This is a genomic window from Aquibacillus halophilus (assembly GCF_009649745.1).
In the GTDB taxonomy this organism is placed as follows: domain Bacteria; phylum Bacillota; class Bacilli; order Bacillales; family Amphibacillaceae; genus Aquibacillus; species Aquibacillus halophilus.
Map to the genome: position 1 here is coordinate 1 of NZ_WJNG01000011.1, position 26,527 is coordinate 26,527.

Sequence of the window (26,527 nt, forward strand, 5' to 3'; positions counted from 1 at the left end):
GTATTAGGCACGCCGCCAGCGTTCGTCCTGAGCCAAGATCAAACTCTCCATAAAGTTTATGAGCTTGATTGCTCGTTCAAAAAACTAGCTTAATTTCTTACTTCACATACTGGTTGTTTCGTTCAGTTTTCAAGGATCAAATGGTGGGCCTGAGTGGACTCGAACCACCGACCTCACGCTTATCAGGCGTGCGCTCTAACCAGCTGAGCTACAGGCCCATTATATAATGGAGCGGGTGAAGGGAATCGAACCCTCGACATCAGCTTGGAAGGCTGAGGTTTTACCACTAAACTACACCCGCATATTAAAAAGAATAGTTGATTTGTTTCATAAATTCAATGGTCGGGAAGACAGGATTTGAACCTGCGACCCCTTGGTCCCAAACCAAGTGCTCTACCAAGCTGAGCTACTTCCCGGAAATGGTGCGCCCGAGAGGAGTCGAACCTCAACCTCTTGATCCGTAGTCAAACATTCTATCCTATTAACTACTGATACTCAACAAAGCGACATATTTAAATATAACATAATGACGATATCAAGTCAAGGTTTTTTTCTGGTGCGGTCGAGAGGATTTGAACCTCCACAGGGTTTCCCCCACTAGGCCCTCAACCTAGCGCGTCTGCCGTTCCGCCACGACCGCATATTATCTATTAAAAAAGAAAATGCTGTGTAGTTTCACAGCATAAAGTTTAAAATGCGGGTGGAGGGACTTGAACCCCCACGTCATAAGACACTAGATCCTAAGTCTAGCGCGTCTGCCAATTCCGCCACACCCGCAAAAATGATGAGCCATGAAGGACTTGAACCTTCGACCCTCTGATTAAAAGTCAGATGCTCTACCGACTGAGCTAATGGCTCATGAATTATTTCAATAACTAAATAGTTTATCTCAGCTAAAGGACCTCTTCATCTACTAGCATATTCAATGAGGTAATGTGCTTCGAGGTTACTCGTAGTTTATTCGGAAGATGTATTGCTCGTTGCTCTACCGACTGAGCTAATGGCTCATGATATTTCAATTACTGAGCTAATCGCTCTTATATTTTATATTAATACTTCAGGATTAAGGTGCATATCTATATTAATATATATGTTATTTGAAATAAAAAATGGCTGGGCTAGCTGGATTCGAACCAGCGCGTGACGGTACCAAAAACCGTTGCCTTACCGCTTGGCTATAGCCCAAAAACAATAATGGCGGTCCGGACGGGACTCGAACCCGCGACCTCCTGCGTGACAGGCAGGCATTCTAACCAACTGAACTACCGGACCAAAACATATTTAGATAAGTGACCCGTACGGGATTCGAACCCGTGATACCGCCGTGAAAGGGCGGTGTCTTAACCACTTGACCAACGGGCCATAAAAAAAGATGGCGGAGAAGGAGGGATTTGAACCCTCGCGCCGCTTACACGACCTACACCCTTAGCAGGGGCGCCTCTTCAGCCACTTGAGTACTTCTCCATTGGCTCCACAGGTAGGACTCGAACCTACGACCGATCGGTTAACAGCCGATTGCTCTACCACTGAGCTACTGTGGAATAATGTAAATGAACTTTTTTAAAAAATTGGATGAACACACTCATACTTAAAGACATTAAATATATGTCGTTAATAACTTAAGTAACAGCGACGTTAAATATAATACTACAATTTTAGATAGAAGTCAATAGTTTTGAGGTTGTTTTATATGCTTCTTCAGATTCAACATATCGAAGCCAGGCCTTAGTTACAGTTTACTAATGATAATAACGTTTGGTCAAGTAATCGAATATAATTTAGAATCCTCGGAACAGACCTTGTATTTCAAAGGCTTATTTAATTTAACATGGAAGAGTCTGTTCGTCAATGATTTTATAAAACCTTTTTCCCTATCCGGAGACCTTCTTCTATTTAAGTTGTTTTAAGCTTCCCTTGCATCTTCCACACCTATACTTTTTCACATTAATGATTCGCATTCTATTATATACTTGCCCACATTGCGAACAAATATATCTGTACTTGATACTTTTTTTCATCGAGGGTAACGGCTGACAATGCCTAGGTGATTCGGTCTGTTTTAATAGTTGCTTAAATTCCTGATCTCTATGATTAAAACCTTTACCTTCTATATGTAAATGATAGTGACATAGTTCATGTTTTATTATCCCTTGGAATTCCACTTCCCCTAATTCCTCTAGATATTTCGGATTCAATTCTATCTTTCTTTTTGAAGGGATGTACCTCCCACCTGTAGTCCTTAGACGGGGATTAAATGATACATCATCTATATACGGTTTGTTAAAATAACGCATAGATAACCTGTTTACCAAACTTTCCAATTCAACTTGGGTTATCAATTTCATAAAGTCACACCCCATTTATATCTTGCATATCCTAACACAACTGGATAATCGCCTATTACCATTTCATTTGTCGAGGAGGAAGAGACAGATGCCCAATTGGTTTAAAAAGCAAATGACGGAAGCCTTCCACACAAAAGACCTATATCAAATCAAAATTCTCAATCAATGTTGGTTTTTTTACCGAAATAAACATTTGTCATAGGAATAGGAAACAAAGATACCAAAGGGTTAACTTGGTATCTTTGTTATTATTTCTACCTTAGATTTAAAGTAATTTGTTCGATTAAGTGTTAGCTCTGAACCATTGAAAGTGCAATTCGTTGTTTTTGTGCATCTACATTATCAACCCATACAGTTACTACATCTCCAACCGATGCGATATCCATTGGATGTTTTACAAACTTCTGTGACATTTTAGAAATATGAACTAAACCATCCTGCTTTACACCAATATCAACAAATACTCCGAAGTCCACTACATTTCGAACAGTTCCTTGTAATTCCATCCCCTGTGTTAAATCTTCCATCGCTAATACATTTTGTTTTAATAACGGGGTTTGCAAATCATCTCTCGGATCTCTTTCAGGACTAACTAGCGCATTCATTATATCTTCTAACGTTGGTTTTCCTATGTTAAGTTGTTCGGAAATAGTATTTAAATTAAGATCTTTCAATTGATTTTGTAGTTTCTCTGTTCCTAAATCGTCTGTTGTACAACCAATCATTTTCAGTAGGCCCTTTGTAGCCTGATAGCTTTCGGGGTGAATAGGCGTACGATCTAGCGGTTCTTCTCCATCAAGAACTCGTAAGAAACCAATACTTTGTTCATAGGTTTTGTTACCCAATCTAGGTATCTTTTTTAACTGACCTCGATTTTTAAATTTACCAGCTTCATCTCTTTGCTTAATAACATTGTTTGCGACGGTTTTACTTAGTCCAGAAACATGCTGCAATAGAGACGCAGAAGCAGTGTTAACATTAACTCCGACTTGGTTAACTGCTGTTTCGACTACAAAGGTTAGTGAATCACTAAGACTCTTCTGACTTACATCATGTTGGTATTGTCCAACACCAATTGATTTGGGATCGATTTTCACAAGCTCTGCTAGTGGATCTTGGACACGTCTAGCAATCGATATTGCACTTCTTTCCTCAACTTGAAGGTCTGGAAATTCTTCTCTAGCCAATTTAGATGCAGAGTATACACTTGCGCCAGCTTCATTAACAATTAAGTAAGAAATTGGTAAACCATGCTTTGTGATTAAATCAGCGATAAATTGTTCAGTCTCACGGGAAGCAGTGCCGTTACCAATTGCTATCAATTCAATTTGATGTTTTTTTAGAAGACCTACAACAACTTCCTCCGCACCCTTAACGTCATTTTTAGGCGCTGTAGGATAAATGACATTAATAGCATGCACCTTTCCAGTTTCATCAATTACAGCTAATTTACAACCAGTTCGAAACGCAGGATCTACCCCTAGAACCGTTTTCCCCTTTAAAGGCGGCTGAAGTAATAAGCTTTTTAAGTTTTTCGAGAATATATCTATCGCTTGTGTCTCTGCGATTTCTGATAATGAAGTTCTAATTTCTCGTTCTATGGAAGGTTGAATTAAACGCTTATAGCTATCTTCTATCGTTTGCTCTAACAAACCTTTAATTTCTTCAGAAGTAGATGTTTTAATAACTTTTTTATTTAAATAGGTATTGATTTCATCAACTGGAGGGACGATAGCAACTTTTATTATCCCTTCCTTTTCTCCTCGATTTAAAGCAAGTACACGGTGCGATACAATCGAACGAATAGGCTCTTGATAGTTATAATACATTTCAAAAATGCCTTTTTCATCTTTTTCTTTATTTTTATCGTCACTTTGGATGCGACCAAGTTTGAAGGTCTTGTCTCTTATGTATTCTCGGTAACTAGGATCATCAGAAATCCATTCAGCAATAATATCACTTACACCTGCAACGACTTCTTCAATTGTAGTAAGCTCATTCTCTTCAGATAGATAAAACTCAGCTTCATTTAAATTCTGCAGCTTCTGTTCCCATACCAACTGAGCTAACGGTTCTAAGCCTTTTTCTTTCGCAACTGTTGCTCTTGTTCTTCGTTTTTGTTTATATGGTCTATACAAGTCTTCAACACGCTGCAACTGTTTTGCCTTGTCTATTTCTGCCTTTAATTCAGGAGTAAGCTTTCCTTGTTCATCAATTAAACGAATCACTTCTTCTTTTCGATCAGCTAAATGCAAGGCATAGTTCCACTTATCTTCTATATCCTTAATCTGAACCTCGTCTAATGCCCCTGTCTGCTCTTTACGGTACCGAGCTATAAATGGGACTGTATTTCCTTTTTCTAATAACCCAATCACTTGTTTAATGGATGAGATAGATACATTAGTCTCTTTAGAAACCCATTGAATTAAATTTTCGTTCAGTCTTTCTTCACTCACATTTGTTTCCTCCTTAATGCTCTTATCCATCTTATCATATCAAACATACTGGCTACTTCCCACTTTGAAACTTAACCGTAAAAATTCTATTAACAAACAAAAACCCCTACCTTAATAGATAAGAGGTTTCCTTATTCATCACATTTTTACGAATATCTCATTGCAATCAATGTGGTATCATCTTCTTGATTTGTGGCACTTACAGCTGAAAATGTTTCCGTAATTGTATGAACATCTTTACTGTAAAAATACTTTGAAGATAGAGCCCTAGAGGTAACTCCATCAGAAAACATAATAAAAACCATACCTTCATCTAATTTCCCTTGAAAAATCTTGAATGGTCGTCGATATCCTCCAAGGTACCCTGAGTTAGGTATGTTTCTTTTTTTTTCACAATTATCGGAGATGGCCATAATTCCGATATTTCCCAATGATGTGAAAGCATACGTACCTTTCTCTAAATCCATTTTCAATACACCTAGTACCACGCCACGTTTACCAGTCAATTCTTTATTGCACTCATTGAAAATTTGCTCAACTGAAGCCTCATTGTCATTAGCAATTATGTCGACAACTGCTTGCGAGGATTCTTTTGCATATTCGCCACTACCAAGACCATCAGCTAGAGCACAAATAAATTGGGTTGCTGATTCTTTATAATAATAGCTATCACCACAATAGTAATTCCCTTTTTTAGGCTTCTGATAAATAGAAACCTCTACACTGTCATTACTCATCCATCAAAGACCTCCGAGCTTTCAGATTGGAGGGCCTCTCTAAGCTTTCGTAAAGCTCGTCTCTGAAGGCGCGACACATGCATTTGGGAAATTCCTAATGTTTCACCCGTATCCTTTTGACTCATGTTATCAAAATAAGTACATTGTATAATCTCTTTTTCTCTATCTGATAAAATCGGTAGTATTTTCTCAAGCAACATACGTTGATCAGTGTTTTCGTATCCCTCTTCCGAATTACCAATAAGCTCTAAAATAGATACAGTACTTCCATCAGAGTCCGCTTCAACTTTGCGATCAACAGAGAGTGCCTTATAGCTTTGGCTCATTTCCATTGTTTCTAAAACTTCTTCTTCAGGTACTTCTAAATAATTCGCAATTTCCTTCACAGATGGGGATTGTTGGTTATCTGTTGTTAATTGCTCGACTGCTTTCTTTATTTTAGGACCTAATTCTTTTATTCTACGAGGCACGTGAACACTCCAAGTTTTATCACGTATGAATCGCTTAATCTCACCGATAATTGTTGGAATAGCAAAGGATTCAAAAGATTTACCTAACGAGGAATCATACCTTCGAATCGCCGCTAATAATCCTAGCATGCCTACCTGAACTAAATCTTCATGAATGGTATTATTCTTAGAATACTTACGTGCAATTGATTTGACTAGGTCTTGGTAGGCTAACACAATTTTCTCTTGAATTTCTTTATTTTGGGGATTCTCTTGAAGGTATTCTATCCACTGGTAAACCTCATCCTCACGCCTATTGTGTGGTTGAGATTTGGTCGTCATCTATTCCCACCTCATTCTCATGGAGATATTTTGTCATTAGAACGATAACTCCATAGTCATTTTTTATCTCGACTTTATCCATCAAAGCATCAATGAGGAAAAGTCCAAATCCGCCTTCGCGCAAGTTTTCAATTGTTTCTGTTTGCTCGTAAGGTCCTATTTTTTCTTTTACTTCACTAAGATTGAAGCTTCCGCCGTGGTCCGCTACCATTACCTCTAATCGATCCGGATATACTCCAAACCCTACAGTGACTTCCCCATCCTCTTCTTTACCATATGCATGTGTAACCGCATTAGTCATTGCCTCAGAAATTGCTACTTTTAAATCTTCTATCTCCTCATAAGTAAATCCCATACGGTTAGCAACTCCAGAAGTACTCAATCTTACCATTCCAACATACTCTGGTTTTGCAGGTACTTTTATTTCTATGAAATCAAAAAGTTCCATTAGTTTCCACCTCGTACTTTTGAATCAATAGCAATAATACTATCTAGACCAGTTATTTCAAATAATCGTTTCACTCTATCTTGCAAACCGATTAAATGTAGTTCGCTTTTATGTTCCTTTGTTGATTTAAGGGCACTGATGAAAACACCTAAACCCGTACTATCCATATAATTCACTCGTTCAAGATTGACCTCTACTAGTTGTCCTTCTCGTTCAGTTAGTGGTAACAATGCTTCCTTTAGTTTTGGAACTGTATAAGCATCGATTTCCCCTATAAGTAGAACGTTAGTAGTTGACCCTTCTTCCAGAACTTCAACTTCTAGGTTCATAATCATGTTTTACCCCCATAAATTCGTTGTTCTAGGCTTATACCCGATATTTAATTGATTCAAACGTCCTTCTTAATGATGATTAACGTGAAATCATCTCTTAAGTGAAAGTCTTGTATCCGTTCAAAATGTTTGTACACCTGTTCAACCGCTTCCTGAGCAGATAAATGAGTGTACTGTTTTATAACTTCTAAGACTTCATTTCGTTCAATAAAACGATCAGCTAATCGACACTCTGTTACTCCATCTGTCAACAAGATAATCATGTCCTCTTTGTTAATTTCCAATTCATACTGTTGATAGTATGTATCACTAGATACCCCTAATACTAGGCCTTTTGCTTCTATTTCGAGGAATTCAGCTTTCTTGGCATTATAATAGAAACCTGGTTCATGCCCTGCAGATGAATATTGAAAAATGCTAGTCGTTGGATCGTAGAGGCCATAGAACATAGTGATAAACATACTTGGATCAACGTTTCTTTCAACTACTCTATTTAAATTTTCGAGTATTGCACTTGGGTTTCTCTGACTTAACGGAAAACTATCCATTGAGTATTTAATCATCGACATAGCAAGTGCAGCGGGTATCCCTTTTCCTATTACATCAGCAACAGCTATTCCGAGTGTATCTTGGTTATCTTTTACGAAATGGTAATAGTCTCCGTTCATCTGATTAGCCGGAACACTAACTGCTCCTATATCCAAGCCTTTAATAGATGGTTTTACAGTAGACAGAAGTGTTTGTTGCATACTGGCTGCTACCGAAATCTCCGATTTTAACTCCAATTGTTTTTCACGTAATGATTGAAACTCCTGGTAAGCTAACCCATAAGAAATCATTGCCTCCAACAAAAAATTCAAGGAAACATCTATTTCTTTAGGAATAGTTGGGGAGATTTGTCTTAGCGCTTGAATGTGAACATTTACGATTTCCTCTGGCGATATATTGTTCTGCATCGAGAGTTTTGTAAACTGTTCTGCTTGGTACAGTGCTTTTTCATCTTGTGTCATCATGTATTGTTTTAAAAGTTTACGATAGTTTTCTAAATCAAAATTCTTGCTGTTCAATCAGTGACCTCCTCTACTAACGAACCCATTTCACAGTTCGTATCTCAGTTCCTTTACCAGGTTGTGAGATAATATCAAACTGATCCATTAAACGTCTTACTCCAGGCAAACCAGCACCTAGCCCTCCAGAAGTAGAGAAGCCGTCCTCCATCACCTGACTAATATCTTGAATGCCTGGCCCATCATCAAGGGCGACTACACATAATCCTTTGTGGTTAATTTCATCAATTGTTTCAAAACAAACCTTTCCTTTTCCTGCATATAAATAAATATTACGAGCTAATTCTGATATGGCTGTTGCAATGCGAGCTTGGTCTACTGTACCGAAGCCTATTTCTTTGGCATATTCTCGGCCCATTTGACGAGCACCTACAATATCCCATTCTTTTTGTATTTTAACACAGGATTGGAAGTCCATAGTCACTCCTCCAATTCCTGGCGAAGTTTGATTAATCCTTGTTCCAGATCTAATGCAGTCGGAACATTTTGTAGATGTATCCCTAAATCTATTAATGTCACCGCTACTGCTGGCTGAATCCCAGTTAAGACTACTTTTGCCCCCATTAGATCAGACATAGTTACAACGTCTCCTAGGACTTTCGCTATAAATGAATCAATAATATCTACAGATGTTAAATCAATGACTACACCCGTTGCCCCACTCTTATGAATTTTACTTAAAAGGTCCTCTTGGAATTCAATGGCTGATTTATCATCTAAATCTATTTGGATTGATACTAATAAATAATTATGAAGCTTTAAAATTGGAATTCTCACTCGCTCACTCCCTATCCAGAGAATCTAATAATTTCTCAATTCCTTCATCCGAGTTTTCCGATTTAACAATTCGCCGATTTGTTAATTCAAGTGCTGTTTTAAAACCTTTTTTGAGTGAACTTTTAGTTGGGAATTTACCAAGGTCGATTCCCAAGTTCACGATTGTTTGAGCTATCTCTGGACGTATGCCGACTAAAATACAAGTAGACCCTATTAATCTAACTGCCTCAGCAGCCTGTATAATATGGTGCGCTACCATAGTGTCAACAACTGGAACACCTGTTATATCGATTAAGACCACTTCTGCATTATGTTTAATTACACCTTCAAGTAGGTTCTCCATAATTAATTTTGCTCTTTCTGTATCAATCGTACCAATCAAAGGCATTACTGTTATATTTTCCATCACAGGAATTAATGGGGCCGAAAGCTCTTGCAAAGCTACTTGTTGCAATGAAACAATATGTTCCCAGCTTCCAGAATATTCATTAACTAATTGATTAATAATTGGATCGACCCAATTATCAACCATATCCAAGACTTCACTTAAGTATTCTGAATCCACCTGCTCTGACTGGCTTAAAATAAAATTTATAGTAACTCTTCGAAATGCCTGCAAGCCGTCTGTCAAATAGCTTAAAGGCCATCCGAGGTTAATTAATCTCTCAGAGAAATCATCTAATTCAGTACTGATTCCTTGTTTTTCAAGACTAGAAAAAATAACATTTACAAATTGACGATTTGTACTTTCAAACAGTTCCTCTGATATAGTTGAAGTGTAATCATTTTTTCGATTCTTCGATACTTGTTCTAACCAATCTTTGACGATTGTATCACTATTATTTATTACAATACTGTTTAAGTTATTGTCCATTCTCTTCCCCCCAAAATACCTTTATTTTTTATATTATTGTCACATGTTTATCAATTCTTCGCAAATCTTTTGACCCATTCGGACTAGACCTTATCTCAGAATTATTAGTCTTAAAACAGTAAACACCCTTGCCAGTAATTAATGACAAGGGTGCGTTAATCATATAAATTAATTGTTGGACATAGCCAAAGTTATGTAAACATCAAAAATCAGTCAATCCAAGACTAATCTCTAATGCTTTGTTGATATTTTCCATCATGCTATTATCCAATTGTGTTATCTTGTCTGTTAACCGTTGTTTATCAATGGTTCTAATTTGTTCTAATAAAATAACAGAATCACGTTCAAAACCATATTTTTTCGCATCTATCTCTACATGCGTCGGCAATTTAGCCTTTTGTATCTGCGCAGTAATGGCCGCAACAATAACCGTGGGGCTAAAACGGTTACCAATATCATTTTGTAGGACCAATACAGGACGAACTCCCCCCTGCTCCGATCCAACTACAGGGGAAAGATCGGCGAAATAAACCTCGCCTCGTTTTACAATCAAGTCTTTACACCCCGCTCACTATACGCTCTAGGGTGTTTTCTGCCTCCTCTTCAGCCTGAAAAGCTTCTGAAGCAATGTTGAGATTAATTTTAGCCATTTCCATATAACCTCTTTGCATGGATTCTCGGATATGACGCTTTTTCTTTTCGCGCAAATACGATTTTGTAGCCTGACAAATAAAGTCGCTCAGATCACTGTTCTCATTTTTCATCAATCCGTCCACCTCATTTAGTAGGTTTTTAGGTAGTCTCACAACAATTTCTTGCAAACTCTCTGACACAACCAAACACCTCCACCATATCTACAAGCCCAGTCTAATAATCCATTCTTATCATATCATTCTCTAGGGAGCATTGCAAAGCCATTCTACAACTTTTTTGTTAGAAAAACTTGGTTTTTTCCTATTTATAGTGAAAGCTCTCAACATATTTAGAATACAATCAATAAATAATAATATTGCTAAGGTTGGTATGTTTAAATAAATAGAAACAGCAAAAAGATTAATCATCCTACTACATTTTATACAAAAGTGGGTGAAATCATGCAACATTCACTAATTAAGGCTATCGAATCAACTATTATGGTTTACGTAAACCCTTGGAACTCTATTACTAATCATACAAGTAACTTCATAATTAATCGTATCTAAAATTGTGGCAATTTCATCCATAGTAATTTCATTAGATTGCTGTTCGCCTATCAAAGTTACTTTGGTCCCTATTTGATAGGATTTATCTAATCTTATCATTAATTGATCCATACAGATTCTTCCAACTATCGGAAAACGTTTACCGTTAACAAGTACATCTGAGCCTTGTAACTTACGGCGGATCCCATCAGCATAACCTAGTGGAATTGTTCCAATCCATTCAGGCTTTTCAGCAGTATATGTTGCTCCATAACTGATAGAATCTCCAGCGGATACTTTTTTAATGTGGATTAATTTACTATGAAGTGAAAAAGCTGGTTTTAGATCGATAGGCCTTTCCATTTTCACCGTTTGGGAAGGGTATAAGCCGTACATGCTAATTCCAAAACGAACATAATGTTGCATATCTTCAGGAAACCGCATGCTCGCAGCACTATTACCAGTATGAATGGTTACTGGTTTCCCCCAGATAGACTTAAACGTGTCCAAGAGATTATTAAAATTATCTAACTGTTTTTGATAATAGGTTTTATTATCCTCATCAGCTGTAGCAAAATGTGTGAAAATACCCTCTAGTTCAAACCTAGCATCATTAAGTTCTTTAAGGGTGTCGATTAGTTCTTCCTCATCCCTAATCCCAATCCTACCCATACCTGTATCCCACTTCATGTGTAGTTTCAAAGGACAATCAAAACTATTCTTCTTCGCTTGTTGTAGCCATTGTTTTTGGAAAAATGTCACTGCAACATCATGTTGAGCAGCGATTGGAGCATCTTCTGGTCGAATCCATCCCATAACAAGTATTGGGGCTTTAATTCCTAATTTTCTTAATTTTATTGCTTCATCTAAAATTGCTACGGCTAAACCTGAAGCACCCGACTCAAGGGCTATCCTTGCAACCTGAATATCACCATGACCGTAACCATTTGCTTTCACGACTGCGTATATTTTTGTACCACCAGAGAGGCGTTCTGTTAATTGGGTAATATTATATTTTATTCGTTGCAAATCTACTTCAACCCATGAATCACGATAAAAAGTCTTATGCTCCATATCTAGCTTCCTCTCCTGCTGTTTATTATATTCATTTTACAAGGAAAGCCAATTAAGGTTCGATCCTATTGACTATAAGAATACTACAACGAATTACACTACTGCAATCTATGATTGTTTACTATTATGATTGACTGCACAATTAATGAAAAATCCGAGGTAACGTAGCTACTAGTTGATTTGCGCTCCTGGCAGTCGCTTTCCGCGGGCAACGCTTCAACTTCCTCGGAAGAAACCCACTTCCTGCGGGAATTTCAGCTGTTGCTTTTCCCGCAGGAGTCGACTGCCCTCCGCTCCAATCACCATCTTATATGTAACAATAAAGAAAGGAAGATGGATAAAAACCTAAATCTAGTGTAGTTTCGTAGCTTGGATAGCTTGTGTTCAAGAAGATGGATTCTTTTCACGTAAAACCATAGACTTTTTCCCTCGAAAATCAGAAGACTATTAACAGCGTAGGCAGAATATGTAGGCTCCTCGAAAATAAAGTTCAACGGAGGAAATACACGGAGACTCCTGCGGGATATAAAGGCATAGTTGAGACCCCACAGTGCGTAGCACGAGGAGGCTCAACAGCCGCCCGCGGAAAGCGTAGTGTATTTCCGAAGTGGTGTAAGTTACGACGCAGTCTATAGATCTTGTGTAGAAAATCATCATTTTTTTAAAACAACAAAAATAAAAGCAGACCCTTATGGCGGAGCCTGCTTGATCCATTACTATTTAACCTGTTGGCCTAATACTGAGCTTGCTACATCGATCATTTCTTCTCTAGTTAGTTCTTCACTTGCTAAATAATAGCTTGTGCCATCATAACTCCATTCTAAAGAGGTGTCTGTTAATGCGCCCATTGTAAACCCTAAACTTACCGGTTCACCTTGTATAGTTTTAGGCATGGCTGCACTAGTCGGATATGCATCTACTTTTTCTTGAACTAAAGTAAAGTTCTTTACTCCTCCATAAGATAGAATTACCCGTTTCCCGCTATCAATACTTACTTCTTTTGTTTCAATTAACTCTGCTCCGGCCATTTCTAACGGATACAAAACGTTTAAATCATTGCTTGTTGCTCCCTCAGCCATAACAGGGACACCAAATAAGCTACTCGTCATATTTTTCTCAATCTCAAATGTATCATCTGCAAATTCCGGATTAAGTGTAAACCCAGAAAATTGAACTTCAATTAGAGGGTTTTTATCTTTATCCAAAACCTTCACCATAACAGGTGTATATGTTTTCTTATCAAAGTATATTTCCTGATATGGAAGGTTATTATTATTTTGATAGTTTGTCTTAGTTTCGAATACAAAGTGATTTTCAGTAGACTTAAAAGTAGCATCTGAATCTTTTAATATATCCTGTACCAATGATTGATATAAATATGGTTGACTGCTATTGGTTGGCCATTCACTCTGAAATTTAAAACTTTTATTCAGTGCAGGCGTTAACACAAATACACCATCATCATTTCTCAGAATAATTTGACTGCCCTCTTCATCTTTTTCATTTTTTAACAGTACTCGGTAGTAGTCCTTTTTCTTATGGGCAATGTCGATATTATACGTTTGGTTATCCTCGCCAGTTTTCAAGCTCATACTCGCCTGTACTTGATACCCACTCATTTCTTCAAGATTGCCTTCCAATTTATTGACTACGTCTTCTTTCGTTTTTTCCCCACACGCAGCTAAAACTAGGATCAACAGGGTAATGATCCCTATGCCGAAATATTTTCTCATGGTCACAACTCCTTTGTCTCATTTCAAAGGACAAAGGGAACTTGTTCACCTGCAAACGTTATGAAAATGTACGAAAAACGGAAGCTAATCCTTTAATAACATCGGTCGCCAGTAAATCTTGTTCAGAATGCTTTTTGACAACTAAATTATCTGCAGCTTTTCCATGAATAAAACAACCATTCGAAAGTGCTTCAGTCATTTTTTGTCTCTGCATAATCATCGCAAGCAGTATCCCTGATAGAACATCACCACTTCCACCTTTTGCTAAGCCTGCATTCCCTGTTGTGTTTACCCATTGATTACCCTCTGGATCCGAAACAATTGTATTTGGACCTTTGAGTACAAGATAAACTCCATGCTTCCGAGAAAAACTTTCAGCCAAAGAGAAAGGATGTGCGATTACATTCTGAATAGTTGTATCCAAGAGCATTGCCATTTCACCAAAATGAGGAGTAAGGATTGTTGGACTTTTCCTATTAGTAATCACTGACAATTCCTCACTAATATGGTAAAGACCATCAGCATCAATCAGTACAGGAACTTTTGCTTTTGCAACAATCTTCCTGGTTAGAAGTCCAGTGTCTTTTTTTCTCCCCATTCCCATGCCTATCGCAATAGCATCATATGTTGAAATATCAATCTGCTGGCGCTCCGAGATGACACCCTCTTGGCTTGCAAGAGGTAAAAAGGTTGCTTCCAAACATTGCTGTGCAATAGAAGATATAGCTTCCTTTACAGTAGCAATAGTAATAAGACCGGAACCTGCTCGAAGTGAAGCCAGAGCAGTCATCGCTACAGAACCAGGCATCTGACGACTTCCACCAATAATTAAGCCACGACCATGACTCCCCTTATGAGAGAAAGCATCTCTACTTGGAAGCGTTGTTCTTACTTTTTGTTCAACCCAAGTGTTACGTTTTATCTGATTCGCGTAAGCTTGATGAGGTAAACCGATTTTAACTACGGACCAATTACCATAGTAAGCTGTACAATGTTCAAGAAAAACACTCATTTTAGGTTCTTCTATAACAAATGTATAGTCAGCCTCAATACCAATAAAGTCCAAGACGCCTTCATCAGCAGGAACCCCACTTGGAATATCAACAGAAATAGTAAGTTTATCAACTTCGTTCACAGCCTTGATCACTTGATCAAATGGTGGCCTTAATGTACCAGTTATACCTATTCCTAACATCGCATCAATGACAACATCCGTGTTATTGAGGAAAACTGTAATCTCATCAGAAGCTTGTAGTTGTTGAATAGTACCACCATAATTAATGAATAGTTGTTTATGGTAGAGAGCAGCGCCTTTGATTTTTTCATTAGCAGCTAGTTGTAATACTGTTGGTTTATACCCTTGATTTAACAAGGTTTTAGCGATGACGAAGCCATCTCCCCCATTATTACCACTTCCAACCAATACAAGAATCTCTTCTGACTTTTTTACTAGGCTTACTACCTTTTCAGCAATAGCCCTTCCCGCATTTTCCATCAGAATAGTTCCATCAACACCTGCGTTTTCGATAGCAAACCGATCTATTTCGTACATTTCATTTGCGGTGACAATATGCACAAAGTTCCCTCCTACCCGCACTAGAATATATGAGACAAACTATGTAATTATGCAGACTAGCCCTGACAAGTATTAAAAAGCTTACTATAATTAAACCGAATTTTATAGATATTATAGATTATACATGTAATAGATGTAAGTCTGCATTCTAGGTGCTATTCCGCCTATTTCTCTATTATAACCTGAGCGATTGCGTAAGCCTGGCTATGTGAAATAGAAACAAAAATAGAAGATCCATAGGCTTCCTTTACACTTATTTTGGGTGCTCCAAGTTCATCAGTTATTATCTCAATATCTTGAAAGCTTAGTTTTCCTAAACCTGTTCCAATTGCCTTTGAATAAGCTTCCTTAGCTGCAAATCTGCCTGCTAAAAATTCAATTTTCCTTTTGTCTGATTGAAGTTTATCAAAAATAACTTTCTCTTCTTCCGTTAGTACCCTTTCTATAAACCGCTCATTTTGATGTAGTATTTTTTCTATACGTTCTAATTCTACGATATCTACCCCAATTCCTTTAATCATAACATTCAACTCTTTTCTTTTTTTTAAAAATAATTATAACAAATGAATCCTTAGTGTTATATTCCATTATTGCTATTGTTTGTGAATAACAGATTAAGTGAAGTATTATATATAAGAGAACCTCCTTTAGTTGGAGGGCTCATCTTAACTGTTGATCCAATCACGTTATCCTTAAAATTGACCTGTTTCTTTTAAGGGTTAACGACTGATTAACCAATTGATAAAGTAAATATCTACCTAAAGGAGCTAAATTATGTTTATACGCACGGAGAATTTTAAAGAATTCATTCGTTTTTATCCTATTGTAACAATTATAATCGCGATTCAACTTGTTATATGGTTATCAGTTTTAATCATACCACCACTTGGGAATCTAATCTTTCAATGGGGTGCAGGAGTTAATTTATTAATTAACCAAGGAGAATATTGGAGGTTGGTCACACCAATTTTTCTTCATGATCCAAATGGTATTATGCACGTTCTGTTTAATTCTTTCTCACTTGTACTATTTGGTCCCGCCCTTGAGCAGATGCTTGGAAAAACAAAATTTATATTCACTTATTTTCTAACTGGTATTATAGGTAATTTCTTCACTTATTTCACAAACCCTGAAGCCTATTATGTACATGTAGGGGCATCAGGTGCGATTTATGGTTTGTTTGGTGTCTACATGTTTATGGTTTTCTTTAGGAAGCATTTGATTGATCGAGGGAACGCGCAGATTATCACCACTATTTTAATTATCGGGTTAGTCATGACCTTTTTACGACCAGGGATTAATATCCTAGGACATCTATTTGGCTTTATTGGCGGGGTGGCACTTGGCCCACTAATATTAAACAATGTAAAGCCCTTTTCGGTTTGGAAAAATCGTCGTCCAAGTAATAGTGATTCCGTTCAATTCGACCCAAACCGTTGGAATAAAAAAAGACTACCGATAAGAAAATATTTCAAGCCAGCACTTTGGGTAATTATTGTTGTATTAGTATTGCTGGGATTAGTAAGTAGGTTCTTTTAGCATAAAGTTTATAAAAGGAGGGAACAACTCCTTATGACTGTTTTAATTTAAGACAACGATTGCGATCAAAAATATAACAGGAGGGAATTCAATGATAGCTCCAGCTTGGTTATTTGTGCTAGCTTCTACGATTGCGGTATTGGGAATTCTTTATGCTTACAAAAACATCATTACTATTATTCAAATTAGGAATGAAAATGAAAACTTAACTACAGGTGCTTATTCAAAGCTTCAATCAAGCTTCTTTCTAAGGGTTGCCTTAATCGAAGCTATACCGATATTATTGGTTATCTTTGGTTTTATCCAAATGCAAAGCAATGATACTAGTAATAATGTGGCCTTACCTTTGTTAACAATAATCGCGATTTTAAGTTATGCATTTTTCAATGTATTTGTCTCCCGTAACGATGCATTGACTAATTCCGCAGATGACCCTGAGGAATATAAAAACTTTATCAATACTCTAACATTTACTGGATTAGCTATGATTATGGGTGTCCCTGCTATTTCAGTCGTAGGTATGTTTTTGTTTTAAAAGGCTACCCACCAACAGGTTTTTTAGCAAGCAAATATACCACCTTTTACAAGTTATGCTTACCATAGAATCATTCTAATTCTAAAAGGCTATCCCACTTATCAGTGGCATAGCCTTTTTGTATTACCCCTTTAAAAGTAACAAAACTAGTTATTAAGTATTAAATTCCTGAAAATTTAATGTATAATAAAGACTATAATTTGATTCAAACGGTTAGATGTTTATCATAAACATCTTTAACATATTAGAAACCGATTTGTCTATGCAAGGAGGTAACTTTTATGGATGATTCCACTGAAAAAAATATTAGTGCGATTAAAATTGCTGCAACCTATATAGGTACAATAGTAGGGGCTGGTTTTGCATCAGGACAAGAAGTACTCCAATTCTTTAGTGTGTTTGGGATATGGGGGATATGGGGAATTCTTCTTGCCACAATTCTGTTTTTCTTTGCAGGCTATATCATTTTAAATTTGGGTAATAAACTACAAGCAAAATCTTATCTTAATGTGGTTCAGTACACTAATGGGAAAATCTTTGGGACAGTGATAGATATTATTATTACAGTTGTTCTTTTTGGAGCATTTGCAGCTATGATTGCTGGCGCAGGTGCTATTTTTAAGGAACAATTTTACATGTCACCATTAATTGGGACGACAATTATGGCTATTGTTTGCTTAGTAACTGTACTAAAGGGTATATCTGGTGTAATTAATGCTATTAGCTATGTTGTACCTATCTTAATAGTCTCTATTCTGTTCATAACCCTCTATAACTTCATCACAAATCCATTAACTACCGAAAAATTAAAATTGGCAGCTGAATTTGACGCAGCCACTCCAAACTGGTTTATATCCGCAGTTCTTTACGTTTCTTTTAATTTAGTACTAGCCATTGCAATCTTAGCTCCACTAGGGGCTCAAACATCTGAAAAGAAAACATTATTTTGGGGTGCTTTATTCGGTGGACTTGGACTTGGTATTGGCATAGTTACGATTAATTTTAGTATCCTAACTAATATTGTTGCTGCATCTGAAGTTGAGATTCCAATGATCCTTATTGCAAAAAATATTTCACCGACCATTCAACTAATTTTTGCAGTGATTCTTTTTATCGCCATTTATACCACGGCCGTTAGTAATTTATACGGATTTATCGCTCGATTGAATTTCATTTCACAAAAGAACCAAAAGGGACTAATTGTTATCACAACTTTAAGTGCGTTTACCTTTAGCCAACTAGGCTTCTCTACAATGGTAGAATACCTCTACCCCTTAGTTGGCTATGCTGCTGTGCTATTACTAATTGGTTTACTCTACAGTTGGTTCTTTAAACGTGATTAATCTTGAATTTATAAATGAAGCTCAGACACTAAATTTATGTCTGAGCTTCATCCTTATAACCTAGATAATTCCGTAAAATAACTCTTGATAATACCTTCTTCCTGATTCTTTAACCATTGTTCAAACTCTGTTTCTTTTCCACTCATATATAATTCTAATCCACGTTCGAATTGCAGCTTATTTTCACTATTTGCCGTTACATGGTCTCTCAACCGTTCAATAAGGCTCGCCCAGTTTAAATTTTCATTTGGAGAGAGTATTGGATAGTCTTCGGTTAATTGCTTTGCACTTTCAAAGTCTTTGGATTGATAAAGTCTTAGTGCGGTCCATGCTGGCAAAAATCGATTGCTGTTATCTGATTCCATAATTTCTTGGAAGTGCTCTTCCGCATCACCTAATTTGGCATTTTTCATTAGGGCAATCGCATAAATACTTTTACTATAATCAGACATATCACCATTTAGGGCTTGAGATACTTTTTGAGAATACTTGAAGTAATCGTCCCATTTCCCATTAGCGAACGCGGCCTGCGATAAACTAAACCAGTATGTTGAAGAATTAGTTAACTCGGCTAACTTTTCGGTATAAGCCCTAGCCTCTGTGCGAGCCTCTTCATATGATTTGTCGCGATCACCGTATAAAACTATACGTTCAACCATTCTTAATGCATGAAGATTGTTAGGATCATCAGTTAACGCCTTTTTATATTGTTCAAGTGCACCACTAATATTATTGTTTAAAAGTAATTGATCAGCATTGGTTAGTTTTCTTTGCTTTAGTTTAAAGTATGGTACGTCTCCCATGGTTTCCTTCGATAATCTAAATCCGTTACTAGCTGTGATTAAATTTCCTTCCTTATCATATGCTTCGACATACCAATAGAGGTCAGCATTTGGATTAGCAAAAGCAAGTAAAGATTCAGGAATTACTTGCAAATCCCCGTCTTCATTTTCATCGAAACTTATACCAGTTTGATGCGAAAAAATAAGTTCAACAGGTATAGTTACTTTATTGCCTTCTATTTTTCCACCCATTGGACTTGAAGAACTGCCGTGATCCCCATATTCTAGACCAAGCCCAAGTTGATAATATGCAGCCCCTTCAACTGGTTCCCATTCAAAGTGAACCTCATCATCGGTAAGTTCTTGATAATTACTAGGTTTTGAAGTTGTGATTAACGGTTGTAGGATTATGTTTTTTGTCATATCTCCTTCAATCTCTAGCCATTCATCATTCTCCACTGCCCATTTATATCCATTCATTTGATTTATGTCTATGCCTAAGTGAACCTGATAATATCCTCTAGGAACACCAGCAATTGTAAAGCTTCCTTCCGCGTCAGTCACTGCATAATGGATTTCCTCTTCTGGCATAATACTGTGATTTGTACTCCCCGGAACTCGTAAATATACTTTAGCAAAAGAAATCGGGTCTCCGTTCGAGGTAGTAAAATTCCCCTGTACCTTTTGTAATGACGCACCCTTTTCCCAGTTTTCTAAATTCCTTTTTTGATTCGCTAGTTGGGATGAAATTTCCCCAGAATCGGTCTCACTTATGACAGTTAATGCTTGTTGATAGTTACCCTGATTTTTTAAAATATGGGTCTTTAACGCGGTGAATTCACTCGTTAAATACGGATAACCAATTGCTTTGTCTATATCAATAATAGCTTGTTCAGGATCGATATGGGCCATAACTTCAGCCCTTGTTTTGTATAAATTCCAATAGTCAACATTTAGATTATCCATCGAGTCAAGTACGCTAGTTAGGAATTGCTGTGCTTTTTGTAACTCGCCTTGTTTTGCATAGCTATAAGCCAGCTGATTAACTGCATGAAAATAACTTTCATTCTTGTCATCGCTGTTTTCTACATACCACTCAACATATTTTGTGCGCGTGGCATTCAATGGTAACGTTGGACCCTGTCTCATTGATGGACCCGCTTCAACATCATAACTATTTGTATAGCCATAATGGATTAAATGTTCCTCAATTAAATCAAGCCTTTTGTAATCAGGAATATCACCACTGTTTAATAACTCAATAATATTTTCAGTTTCTTCAAAAGGCTTACCGGTACTTTTTTCTGCTATCTCTACCTGGATGGATGGTAATAACCATTGAGTAATTCCTACTGCTAAAATTAGAATAGCAATAGCAAGCAAAATTAAATATTTAACCTTGATTTTAACTTTCATGTTTACTCACCTCGTTAAACCAAGATTCCCAGTAGAGACTGCCTGCTCTCTCGATAATTTTATTTTCTACAGGATATTCCTCTTTGTGTACAGTGGGGTTATTATTAATGATTGGATAAATGGAAATTATAGCAACTAGCCCCATCGCTATTCCTGTAACTGGAATTAAAGGAATAGTCACTTCATTATTTAAGAGATCTTTCCACTTTTGATAAACAGACTTCTTTTTAATTTTATTGAGTACTTTTTGATTAGAAGAAAATGTGATTTGTTTTAACTCTTCATCCAGCTTTTGTTTTACTTTATCCAATTCGTATTTCCTCCTTCTCAAGTAACTCATGTAATTGTTGTCGTGCTCTTAAAAGTCTGCTCTTGATTGTATTTTCCTTGGAACTAGTTATATCTGCAATTTCATTAATGCTATACTCATTAAAATAATGTAATGTAATAACTTCGCGATACTTGTAATCCAATGACATAATTGCTTCTGAGAGGTTTGTGAACCTCAATAGTTTTAACATCTGTTCTTCAGGTGTTTGGTCTGGTTCACTTTCAAATTGCTTGTAATCCTCCTCAATAGATAAAAGTTGTAACTTTTTTTTCCTCAGTGTTGATCGACATAAATTAACTGCAATTGTGGTAAGCCAGCTTTTCAACTTTTGTTTTTCTTGTAACTGATCAATCTTTTGGAATGCCTTGATAAATGTATCTTGGACAATCTCTTCAGCTAATTGATTATCTTTTAAAGTCAAATAAGCTGTACGCTTTAAATACGAGCCGTATTGGTCCATAATCTCTATTAATGCAGATTCCTCCTGTGCTTTTAAACGATCGATAATATCCAATAGACTCTCTCCCTAAACCATCTACTTGTATAGATGCAATTCAATTGAATCAGGTTGCATGATTTACTATATTTTTTAAAAGTTGTTTTGTAATAGATAATTGTTTTTGACGCAAATCTATAAACTGCGACGTAACCTTTTTTAATTTTATTTCTAACACTTTTCCTTAATGTGCTGCTATGTTGATTTCCGCTCCGGGCAGTCGCTTTCCGCCGGCACGGCTTCAGCCTCCTCGTGGAAAACCGCCACTGTGGGGTCTTCAGACCCGTGCTGTTCCGGCAGGAGTCGACTGCCCTCCGCTCCAATCACCATCATATAAAAGCAAATAAATAGCTATTGTGTCTGAAATTATCAAACACTCCATTAGTGTAATAAATACATGAAAATTCTATTTTATGAGTAGTTTATTTTCATTATTAAACATATCTTGGAGTTCTTATCACCTGAACAGAAAGCTAATCAAAGCTTCGGAAAAATGCGACACTCCTATGGGAAAGGAACAGTCTGAAGACCCCGCAACGAGCGGTTTTCTCGGAGGAGGCTGAAGCGTTCCCCATGGAAAGGGAGTGTTTTTCCGAAGCGAGGGATGATCACTCATCCTATAAAGGATGGGGTACAGTCACGGCAAAGTTACGACGCTTTTTATATCAAGTGCGAAGATTAAAAAACAACAAAATGAAATTTCATTTCAGTTAAATTAAGTGTAAAACTATTTTCAAATAAAACAAAAAGAAGTGCCATCAACAATTGACGGCACTTCTTATTAATTATATTAAGAATCTTGGTTACGACTACTAGAGCCACGTTTATTTTGGAACTTACGGTTACGGCCGGCTGGTTTACCTTTGCGAGAGAAGTTATTTCTCTTGTCGCCACCGCCACCTCCGCCGCCACCACGGTAATTTTTCTTACCACCGCCACCTTTTCCACCTTTAATACTAACAGGTGAAACTGATGTCAGGGTAACTGGTGAGTCACGACGCTCTTTAGTTAACATTTTTAATGCTGCGGAAACAACTGTTACAGAATCATATTGATCAAGCAATTCTGTTGCTGTTTCTCTGTACTCTTGTAATTCTTTTTTATTAATAGTGTCATTCAGCTTTTCTACTGTAATCTGTTGCTGACCACGTCTAGCATCATCCATTGATGGTGCCTGAAGTCGTTTGATCTTGCTTTTCGTTACTTTTTCAATTAAATGTAGATGAGGTATCTCTCTTGGTGTAATGAATGAAATTGCCTCTCCAGTTTTTCCAGCTCTTCCTGTACGACCGATTCGGTGAACATAGCTTTCCGGATCCTGTGGAACATCTAAGTTGTACACATGAGTTACACCAGAAATATCTAATCCACGAGCGGCAACGTCTGTTGCAACAAGGATTTCAATTTTACCAGTTTTAAACTTGTTTAAAACTGACATACGTTTACCTTGTGTTAAGTCACCATGTATTCCTTCCGCACGGAAACCACGAGCATGCAAACCTTCTGTTACTTCATCGACCCTTTTCTTCGTACGGCCGAAGATAATAGCAAGTGCAGGTGTGTGAGTATCTAGAAGATTTGTTAGAGTGTCAAACTTTTGTTTTTCGTGAACCTCAACAAAAAATTGAGCAATATTTGAAACAGTCATTTCTTTTGATTTAACTTTTACTTCTTCTGGTTGCTTCATTAACGTTGAAGCAATATCTCTGATTTCCTTTGGCATTGTGGCAGAAAATAAAAGTGTTTGTCTTTCCTCAGGAATTGATTTTAAAATATCACGAATATCATCAATGAATCCCATGTTGAGCATTTCATCTGCTTCATCTAGAACTGCTGTATGAACATTACTTATATTGATCGTTTTTCTACGAATATGATCGAGTAAACGACCCGGTGTAGCTACAACGATATGCGGACCATCTTTAAGAGCTCTAATTTGACGATCCATGTGTTGTCCACCATATACAGGTAGGGCTCTAACCCCTTTAAATTTACCAAGTCTGTGAATTTCTTCAGAAACCTGAATAGCAAGCTCTCTCGTTGGAGCCACAACTAAACCTTGAATTTTCTTAACATTTTGATCAATCTTTTCAATCATTGGAATACCGAATGCTGCTGTTTTACCAGTACCTGTCTGAGCTTGTCCGATAACATCTTTCCCTTGCATACCTAGAGGTATTGTTTGCTCTTGAATCGGCGTTGCCTCTTCAAACCCCATTTTTTCTAATGCCTTCATAATTGGTTTGGAAATATTTAATTCATTAAATGTTGTCAATTTCTTACCTACTCCTTTTTACTTAGATCTCATATTCAGCACGTTTATATTAAAACACGTTAAATTACATGTCGACCCTTAAGCGACGATCAAATACGTTTTATTATATATGGTTAATCTTAAAGTTCGACTAGTTCAAACTGACTTGATTAGAAAAACTCTGCATAACACTTCAAATAACAGATTTGAGTTTTTCTTAACTCGGCAAAACTAAACATGTCGTGAGACCAACATTCCTCACCACAGAACTTGCCAAAGCCTATCCTAGACAGACCATCAGGTCGTCGTACTACCACCCGATTCAACCTTCCTATACAAAGTAGTTGAATCAACCAGGTTAATAGCGTTTGTTCCTTACAAGACGTTATGGATTTTTATTAATGCTTTGATGTAAGGTTTACGAACAATTGCTCAACTTGATAAATTTTGATAGTACAAAATAGTCCTACTTTTTAACGTGAAAAAAGCCTTCCTCCACACAACGGAAGAGGCCTAATAGCGAGCACTCAATGGATTAATACATCTTATCACACTCTGTTTACTAATTCTACCTGTAATAGAAATGATTTTCAAACAAATGAGTGTTAAAATAAGAAAAAATGACTATTATAGGGAGGGATTTTTATGAATAAACCTCCGATTAATCCATATATAGCTATAGTAATTGGAGTACTATCGGTATCGACTGCTGCTGTGTTAGTTAAATTAGCTAATACCGCTCCGGCCTCTATAATTGCTAATTATCGTTTACTTATCGCTGTTCTGATTATGGCTCCTTATGTCTTGTTAAAACACAGAAATGAATTTCGGTTAGTTTCTAAAAAAGATTGGTTACTTTCGGTTTTAGCAGGTGTATTTCTAGCATTTCACTTTATTTTTTGGTTTGAATCGTTAAATTATACATCTGTTGCAAGTTCTGTTGTTTTAGTTACCTTACAACCTCTCTTTGCCTTTATTGGAACATACATCTTTTTTAAAGAGCGCTTTTCTGCTGGTGCGATCATTAGCATGGTTATTGCTATCACAGGAAGTATCATAATCGGATGGGGGGACTTTCAAGTAAGTGGTTTAGCCCTGTTTGGTGATATCCTTGCATTGATAGGTGCTGTGATGGTAACCGTCTATTTTTTAATGGGTCAAAATGTTAGAAAAAGATTATCCCTAATGACTTATACTTTTATTGTTTATGGTATAAGTGCAATAACATTAATAATTTACAATTTAGTTTTGCAGCATCCTTTTACTGGTTATCCTCTGGATCATTGGTGGGTATTTATAGCACTAGCTATTATTCCTACATTTTTTGGTCACACATTATTTAACTGGGCAATCAGGTGGGTAAGTACATCAGTTATTTCCATGAGTATAATTTTTGAACCTATAGGAGCTTCCATTCTTGCTTACCTGATCTTGGGTGAACTAATTTCCTGGTCACAATGGCTAGGTGGTACCATAGTAATCTTCGGTTTGTTTTTGTTTGCTGTTAGCACTTCTAGAAAAACTAGAATCACTATATCCCAGAGAAAAGACAATTCACAAAATGAGTAATCAATTTGTGGTGCTCATATAATACCCACCTATATTATGGTAGAAAATGTAGGGTTATTGGCAGGGAATAAGTTATGGCCCTGTCATTCCTACCCTAAACTAGCTAACAGAAATTTTAGAGCGATTTTCATTGCAACAGGAACAAGTTCACTCTATCGATTAGTACATCTTTATCCGACCCTAAACATATATGGTGTTTGGAATCATTAAAGAAGATAACCTTAGTATCTGTTGGAATTTCTTTGTCTAAGTAAACGGCTGTTTTATATGGCACCATACCATCTTGTATACCTTGTGCAATTAATACCGGACATTTCACTCTTTTTATATAAGGCTTCGTGAATTTCATGCATTTTAAAAATTCAATCATTGCCTTGACCGGAACAGCACCTCTTTTACTCATATATCGTTTGAATAATGGGTCATCATTTAATTCACCTGAAAAACCCATCCTAACAAACCGCCCTATATCCATTGTCATTTGCGTCCAGCTAATGTACTTTCTGGATGTTGATAGCAAGACTAATTTAGCCACATTATGTTTTGCTGCGAGATAAGAGGCAATCATACCTCCCATTGAAAATCCAATAAGATAAATTTTGTCGCATTTTTTCTTTAATTTCATTAATGCAACTTCCGCTTGATCAATCCACTGCCGAAAGGTGACCTCATTTAGGTTGAGAACTTCACCATGGCCGGGTAATGTTGGAACTTCTACTTGCCAATCGGTATAATTTCTTAAATAATTAGCTAGTGGATCTAATTCATAAGCTCCTCCAGTAAAACCGTGAATACATAAACATCCTACTACCATAATGAATCTCCTTTTATATTGATAATCATTCTTTTTTTGAAAAACTGGGAGATTACC

26 protein-coding genes and 11 tRNA genes are annotated in these 26,527 nt (G+C 36.8%); 5 read left to right on the plus strand and 32 right to left on the minus strand.

From position 1 onward, the window contains the following. Nucleotides 1–141: 141 nt before the first annotated feature. The 12 genes from GH741_RS13075 to GH741_RS13130 all read right to left on the minus strand — a co-directional run bounded on the left by GH741_RS13075 (nucleotide 142) and on the right by GH741_RS13130 (nucleotide 2,345). Nucleotides 142–218: transfer RNA gene (locus GH741_RS13075), tRNA-Ile, on the minus strand. A gap of 9 nt (nucleotides 219–227) precedes the next feature. After that, nucleotides 228–301, minus strand: a tRNA-Gly gene (locus GH741_RS13080). 38 nt (nucleotides 302–339) lie between these two features. Then, nucleotides 340–416, minus strand: a tRNA-Pro gene (locus tag GH741_RS13085). A 138-nt stretch (nucleotides 417–554) separates the two neighbouring features. Then, nucleotides 555–640 (minus strand) — tRNA-Leu (locus GH741_RS13090). A gap of 55 nt (nucleotides 641–695) precedes the next feature. Further along, nucleotides 696–777, minus strand: a tRNA-Leu gene (locus GH741_RS13095). A gap of 8 nt (nucleotides 778–785) precedes the next feature. Next, nucleotides 786–858, minus strand: a tRNA-Lys gene (locus tag GH741_RS13100). 252 nt (nucleotides 859–1,110) lie between these two features. Next, nucleotides 1,111–1,185 (minus strand) — tRNA-Gln (locus GH741_RS13105). Between the two features lie 10 nt (nucleotides 1,186–1,195). Then, nucleotides 1,196–1,272: transfer RNA gene (locus GH741_RS13110), tRNA-Asp, on the minus strand. A gap of 18 nt (nucleotides 1,273–1,290) precedes the next feature. Then, nucleotides 1,291–1,362: transfer RNA gene (locus GH741_RS13115), tRNA-Glu, on the minus strand. Nucleotides 1,363–1,373: 11 nt separating this feature from the next. Beyond that, nucleotides 1,374–1,464: transfer RNA gene (locus GH741_RS13120), tRNA-Ser, on the minus strand. Between the two features lie 2 nt (nucleotides 1,465–1,466). Next, nucleotides 1,467–1,541: transfer RNA gene (locus GH741_RS13125), tRNA-Asn, on the minus strand. 348 nt (nucleotides 1,542–1,889) lie between these two features. After that, nucleotides 1,890–2,345: a SprT family protein gene (locus tag GH741_RS13130; protein WP_153737247.1), complete on the minus strand. Its 456-nt coding sequence runs from the start codon at nucleotides 2,343–2,345 to the stop codon at nucleotides 1,890–1,892. A gap of 88 nt (nucleotides 2,346–2,433) precedes the next feature. Here GH741_RS13130 and cmpA point away from each other — a divergent pair, with 88 nt between their 5' ends. Next, nucleotides 2,434–2,547: a cortex morphogenetic protein CmpA gene (gene cmpA, locus GH741_RS13135; RefSeq protein WP_153737248.1), complete on the plus strand. Its 114-nt coding sequence runs from the start codon at nucleotides 2,434–2,436 to the stop codon at nucleotides 2,545–2,547. Between the two features lie 88 nt (nucleotides 2,548–2,635). Here cmpA and GH741_RS13140 read toward each other — a convergent pair whose 3' ends face one another. The 15 genes from GH741_RS13140 to acpS form a co-directional block, all read right to left on the minus strand. Continuing rightward, nucleotides 2,636–4,801: a Tex family protein gene (locus GH741_RS13140; RefSeq protein ID WP_338079425.1), complete on the minus strand. Its 2,166-nt coding sequence runs from the start codon at nucleotides 4,799–4,801 to the stop codon at nucleotides 2,636–2,638. Between the two features lie 146 nt (nucleotides 4,802–4,947). Further along, the gene (locus GH741_RS13145) at nucleotides 4,948–5,538 is read right to left on the minus strand and encodes a SpoIIE family protein phosphatase (protein WP_153737250.1); all 591 of its coding nucleotides are present in this window, start codon (nucleotides 5,536–5,538) and stop codon (nucleotides 4,948–4,950) included. Continuing rightward, nucleotides 5,535–6,329, minus strand: a complete 795-nt coding sequence (gene sigB, locus GH741_RS13150) for an RNA polymerase sigma factor SigB (RefSeq protein ID WP_153737251.1) — start codon at nucleotides 6,327–6,329, stop codon at nucleotides 5,535–5,537. The genes GH741_RS13145 and sigB overlap by 4 nt, the downstream gene beginning before the upstream one ends. Continuing rightward, the gene (gene rsbW, locus GH741_RS13155) at nucleotides 6,301–6,777 is read right to left on the minus strand and encodes an anti-sigma B factor RsbW (RefSeq protein ID WP_153737252.1); all 477 of its coding nucleotides are present in this window, start codon (nucleotides 6,775–6,777) and stop codon (nucleotides 6,301–6,303) included. Before rsbW ends, sigB begins: the two co-directional genes overlap by 29 nt. Next, entirely contained in the window at nucleotides 6,777–7,106 is a 330-nt protein-coding gene (locus GH741_RS13160; protein WP_153737435.1) for an STAS domain-containing protein, read from the minus strand. The genes rsbW and GH741_RS13160 overlap by 1 nt, the downstream gene beginning before the upstream one ends. A gap of 59 nt (nucleotides 7,107–7,165) precedes the next feature. Beyond that, a complete protein-coding gene (locus tag GH741_RS13165; protein WP_153737253.1) occupies nucleotides 7,166–8,176 on the minus strand; it encodes a PP2C family protein-serine/threonine phosphatase in 1,011 nt (336 codons plus the stop codon). A 16-nt stretch (nucleotides 8,177–8,192) separates the two neighbouring features. Further along, entirely contained in the window at nucleotides 8,193–8,594 is a 402-nt protein-coding gene (locus GH741_RS13170) for an anti-sigma regulatory factor (RefSeq protein ID WP_153737254.1), read from the minus strand. Between the two features lie 2 nt (nucleotides 8,595–8,596). Further along, the gene (locus GH741_RS13175; protein WP_338079426.1) at nucleotides 8,597–8,953 is read right to left on the minus strand and encodes an STAS domain-containing protein; all 357 of its coding nucleotides are present in this window, start codon (nucleotides 8,951–8,953) and stop codon (nucleotides 8,597–8,599) included. A 4-nt stretch (nucleotides 8,954–8,957) separates the two neighbouring features. Further along, the gene (locus GH741_RS13180) at nucleotides 8,958–9,827 is read right to left on the minus strand and encodes an RsbT co-antagonist protein RsbRA (RefSeq protein ID WP_153737255.1); all 870 of its coding nucleotides are present in this window, start codon (nucleotides 9,825–9,827) and stop codon (nucleotides 8,958–8,960) included. A gap of 202 nt (nucleotides 9,828–10,029) precedes the next feature. Next, the gene (locus GH741_RS13185; protein WP_153737256.1) at nucleotides 10,030–10,380 is read right to left on the minus strand and encodes a type II toxin-antitoxin system PemK/MazF family toxin; all 351 of its coding nucleotides are present in this window, start codon (nucleotides 10,378–10,380) and stop codon (nucleotides 10,030–10,032) included. 4 nt (nucleotides 10,381–10,384) lie between these two features. Continuing rightward, a complete protein-coding gene (locus GH741_RS13190) occupies nucleotides 10,385–10,660 on the minus strand; it encodes an antitoxin (RefSeq protein WP_226038149.1) in 276 nt (91 codons plus the stop codon). A gap of 291 nt (nucleotides 10,661–10,951) precedes the next feature. Next, nucleotides 10,952–12,082, minus strand: a complete 1,131-nt coding sequence (gene alr, locus GH741_RS13195) for an alanine racemase (RefSeq protein WP_153737258.1) — start codon at nucleotides 12,080–12,082, stop codon at nucleotides 10,952–10,954. 716 nt (nucleotides 12,083–12,798) lie between these two features. Then, nucleotides 12,799–13,815: a LolA family protein gene (locus GH741_RS13200; protein ID WP_153737259.1), complete on the minus strand. Its 1,017-nt coding sequence runs from the start codon at nucleotides 13,813–13,815 to the stop codon at nucleotides 12,799–12,801. A 58-nt stretch (nucleotides 13,816–13,873) separates the two neighbouring features. Then, a complete protein-coding gene (locus tag GH741_RS13205) occupies nucleotides 13,874–15,391 on the minus strand; it encodes an NAD(P)H-hydrate dehydratase (RefSeq protein WP_338079429.1) in 1,518 nt (505 codons plus the stop codon). Nucleotides 15,392–15,555: 164 nt separating this feature from the next. Beyond that, complete coding sequence (gene acpS / locus GH741_RS13210; protein ID WP_153737260.1) at nucleotides 15,556–15,912, minus strand: holo-ACP synthase; 357 nt, start codon at nucleotides 15,910–15,912, stop codon at nucleotides 15,556–15,558. Between the two features lie 253 nt (nucleotides 15,913–16,165). Here acpS and GH741_RS13215 point away from each other — a divergent pair, with 253 nt between their 5' ends. From GH741_RS13215 to GH741_RS13225, 3 genes are all read left to right on the plus strand, one after another. Further along, nucleotides 16,166–16,930, plus strand: a complete 765-nt coding sequence (locus GH741_RS13215) for a rhomboid family intramembrane serine protease (protein WP_153737261.1) — start codon at nucleotides 16,166–16,168, stop codon at nucleotides 16,928–16,930. Nucleotides 16,931–17,021: 91 nt separating this feature from the next. Continuing rightward, the gene (locus GH741_RS13220; RefSeq protein WP_153737262.1) at nucleotides 17,022–17,465 is read left to right on the plus strand and encodes a hypothetical protein; all 444 of its coding nucleotides are present in this window, start codon (nucleotides 17,022–17,024) and stop codon (nucleotides 17,463–17,465) included. 281 nt (nucleotides 17,466–17,746) lie between these two features. Then, nucleotides 17,747–18,808, plus strand: coding sequence for a YkvI family membrane protein (locus tag GH741_RS13225; RefSeq protein WP_153737263.1), 1,062 nt, complete (start codon nucleotides 17,747–17,749; stop codon nucleotides 18,806–18,808). A gap of 53 nt (nucleotides 18,809–18,861) precedes the next feature. Here GH741_RS13225 and GH741_RS13230 read toward each other — a convergent pair whose 3' ends face one another. From GH741_RS13230 to cshA, 4 genes are all read right to left on the minus strand, one after another. Continuing rightward, nucleotides 18,862–21,006 carry a carboxypeptidase-like regulatory domain-containing protein gene (locus GH741_RS13230; RefSeq protein ID WP_153737264.1) on the minus strand — a complete coding sequence of 715 codons (2,145 nt, stop codon included), beginning with the start codon at nucleotides 21,004–21,006 and terminating at the stop codon, nucleotides 18,862–18,864. Further along, nucleotides 20,996–21,316, minus strand: a complete 321-nt coding sequence (locus GH741_RS13235; RefSeq protein WP_153737265.1) for a hypothetical protein — start codon at nucleotides 21,314–21,316, stop codon at nucleotides 20,996–20,998. The genes GH741_RS13230 and GH741_RS13235 overlap by 11 nt, the downstream gene beginning before the upstream one ends. Next, a complete protein-coding gene (locus tag GH741_RS13240; RefSeq protein ID WP_153737266.1) occupies nucleotides 21,309–21,851 on the minus strand; it encodes an RNA polymerase sigma factor in 543 nt (180 codons plus the stop codon). Before GH741_RS13240 ends, GH741_RS13235 begins: the two co-directional genes overlap by 8 nt. A 772-nt stretch (nucleotides 21,852–22,623) precedes the next feature. Next, nucleotides 22,624–24,108, minus strand: a complete 1,485-nt coding sequence (cshA, locus tag GH741_RS13245) for a degradosome RNA helicase CshA (protein ID WP_153737267.1) — start codon at nucleotides 24,106–24,108, stop codon at nucleotides 22,624–22,626. Between the two features lie 624 nt (nucleotides 24,109–24,732). Here cshA and GH741_RS13250 point away from each other — a divergent pair. Then, nucleotides 24,733–25,656, plus strand: a complete 924-nt coding sequence (locus GH741_RS13250; RefSeq protein ID WP_153737268.1) for a DMT family transporter — start codon at nucleotides 24,733–24,735, stop codon at nucleotides 25,654–25,656. Between the two features lie 127 nt (nucleotides 25,657–25,783). On the opposite strand, the gene GH741_RS13255 is transcribed toward GH741_RS13250, so the two are convergent. Beyond that, nucleotides 25,784–26,470: an alpha/beta hydrolase gene (locus GH741_RS13255; RefSeq protein WP_153737269.1), complete on the minus strand. Its 687-nt coding sequence runs from the start codon at nucleotides 26,468–26,470 to the stop codon at nucleotides 25,784–25,786. Nucleotides 26,471–26,527: the final 57 nt, after the last annotated feature.

Coding starts and splice junctions, on each gene's coding strand:
- GH741_RS13215 (WP_153737261.1), top strand. CDS start 16,166: ATGTTTATACGCACGGAGAATTTTAAAGAATTCATTCGTTTTTATCCT.
- sigB (WP_153737251.1), bottom strand. CDS start 6,329: ATGACGACCAAATCTCAACCACACAATAGGCGTGAGGATGAGGTTTAC.
- GH741_RS13250 (WP_153737268.1), top strand. CDS start 24,733: ATGAATAAACCTCCGATTAATCCATATATAGCTATAGTAATTGGAGTA.
- GH741_RS13200 (WP_153737259.1), bottom strand. CDS start 13,815: ATGAGAAAATATTTCGGCATAGGGATCATTACCCTGTTGATCCTAGTT.
- GH741_RS13230 (WP_153737264.1), bottom strand. CDS start 21,006: ATGAAAGTTAAAATCAAGGTTAAATATTTAATTTTGCTTGCTATTGCT.
- GH741_RS13225 (WP_153737263.1), top strand. CDS start 17,747: ATGGATGATTCCACTGAAAAAAATATTAGTGCGATTAAAATTGCTGCA.
- GH741_RS13170 (WP_153737254.1), bottom strand. CDS start 8,594: ATGGACTTCCAATCCTGTGTTAAAATACAAAAAGAATGGGATATTGTA.
- GH741_RS13130 (WP_153737247.1), bottom strand. CDS start 2,345: ATGAAATTGATAACCCAAGTTGAATTGGAAAGTTTGGTAAACAGGTTA.
- alr (WP_153737258.1), bottom strand. CDS start 12,082: ATGGAGCATAAGACTTTTTATCGTGATTCATGGGTTGAAGTAGATTTG.
- GH741_RS13180 (WP_153737255.1), bottom strand. CDS start 9,827: ATGGACAATAACTTAAACAGTATTGTAATAAATAATAGTGATACAATC.
- acpS (WP_153737260.1), bottom strand. CDS start 15,912: ATGATTAAAGGAATTGGGGTAGATATCGTAGAATTAGAACGTATAGAA.
- GH741_RS13145 (WP_153737250.1), bottom strand. CDS start 5,538: ATGAGTAATGACAGTGTAGAGGTTTCTATTTATCAGAAGCCTAAAAAA.
- rsbW (WP_153737252.1), bottom strand. CDS start 6,777: ATGGAACTTTTTGATTTCATAGAAATAAAAGTACCTGCAAAACCAGAG.
- GH741_RS13220 (WP_153737262.1), top strand. CDS start 17,022: ATGATAGCTCCAGCTTGGTTATTTGTGCTAGCTTCTACGATTGCGGTA.
- GH741_RS13255 (WP_153737269.1), bottom strand. CDS start 26,470: ATGGTAGTAGGATGTTTATGTATTCACGGTTTTACTGGAGGAGCTTAT.
- cmpA (WP_153737248.1), top strand. CDS start 2,434: ATGCCCAATTGGTTTAAAAAGCAAATGACGGAAGCCTTCCACACAAAA.
- GH741_RS13160 (WP_153737435.1), bottom strand. CDS start 7,106: ATGAACCTAGAAGTTGAAGTTCTGGAAGAAGGGTCAACTACTAACGTT.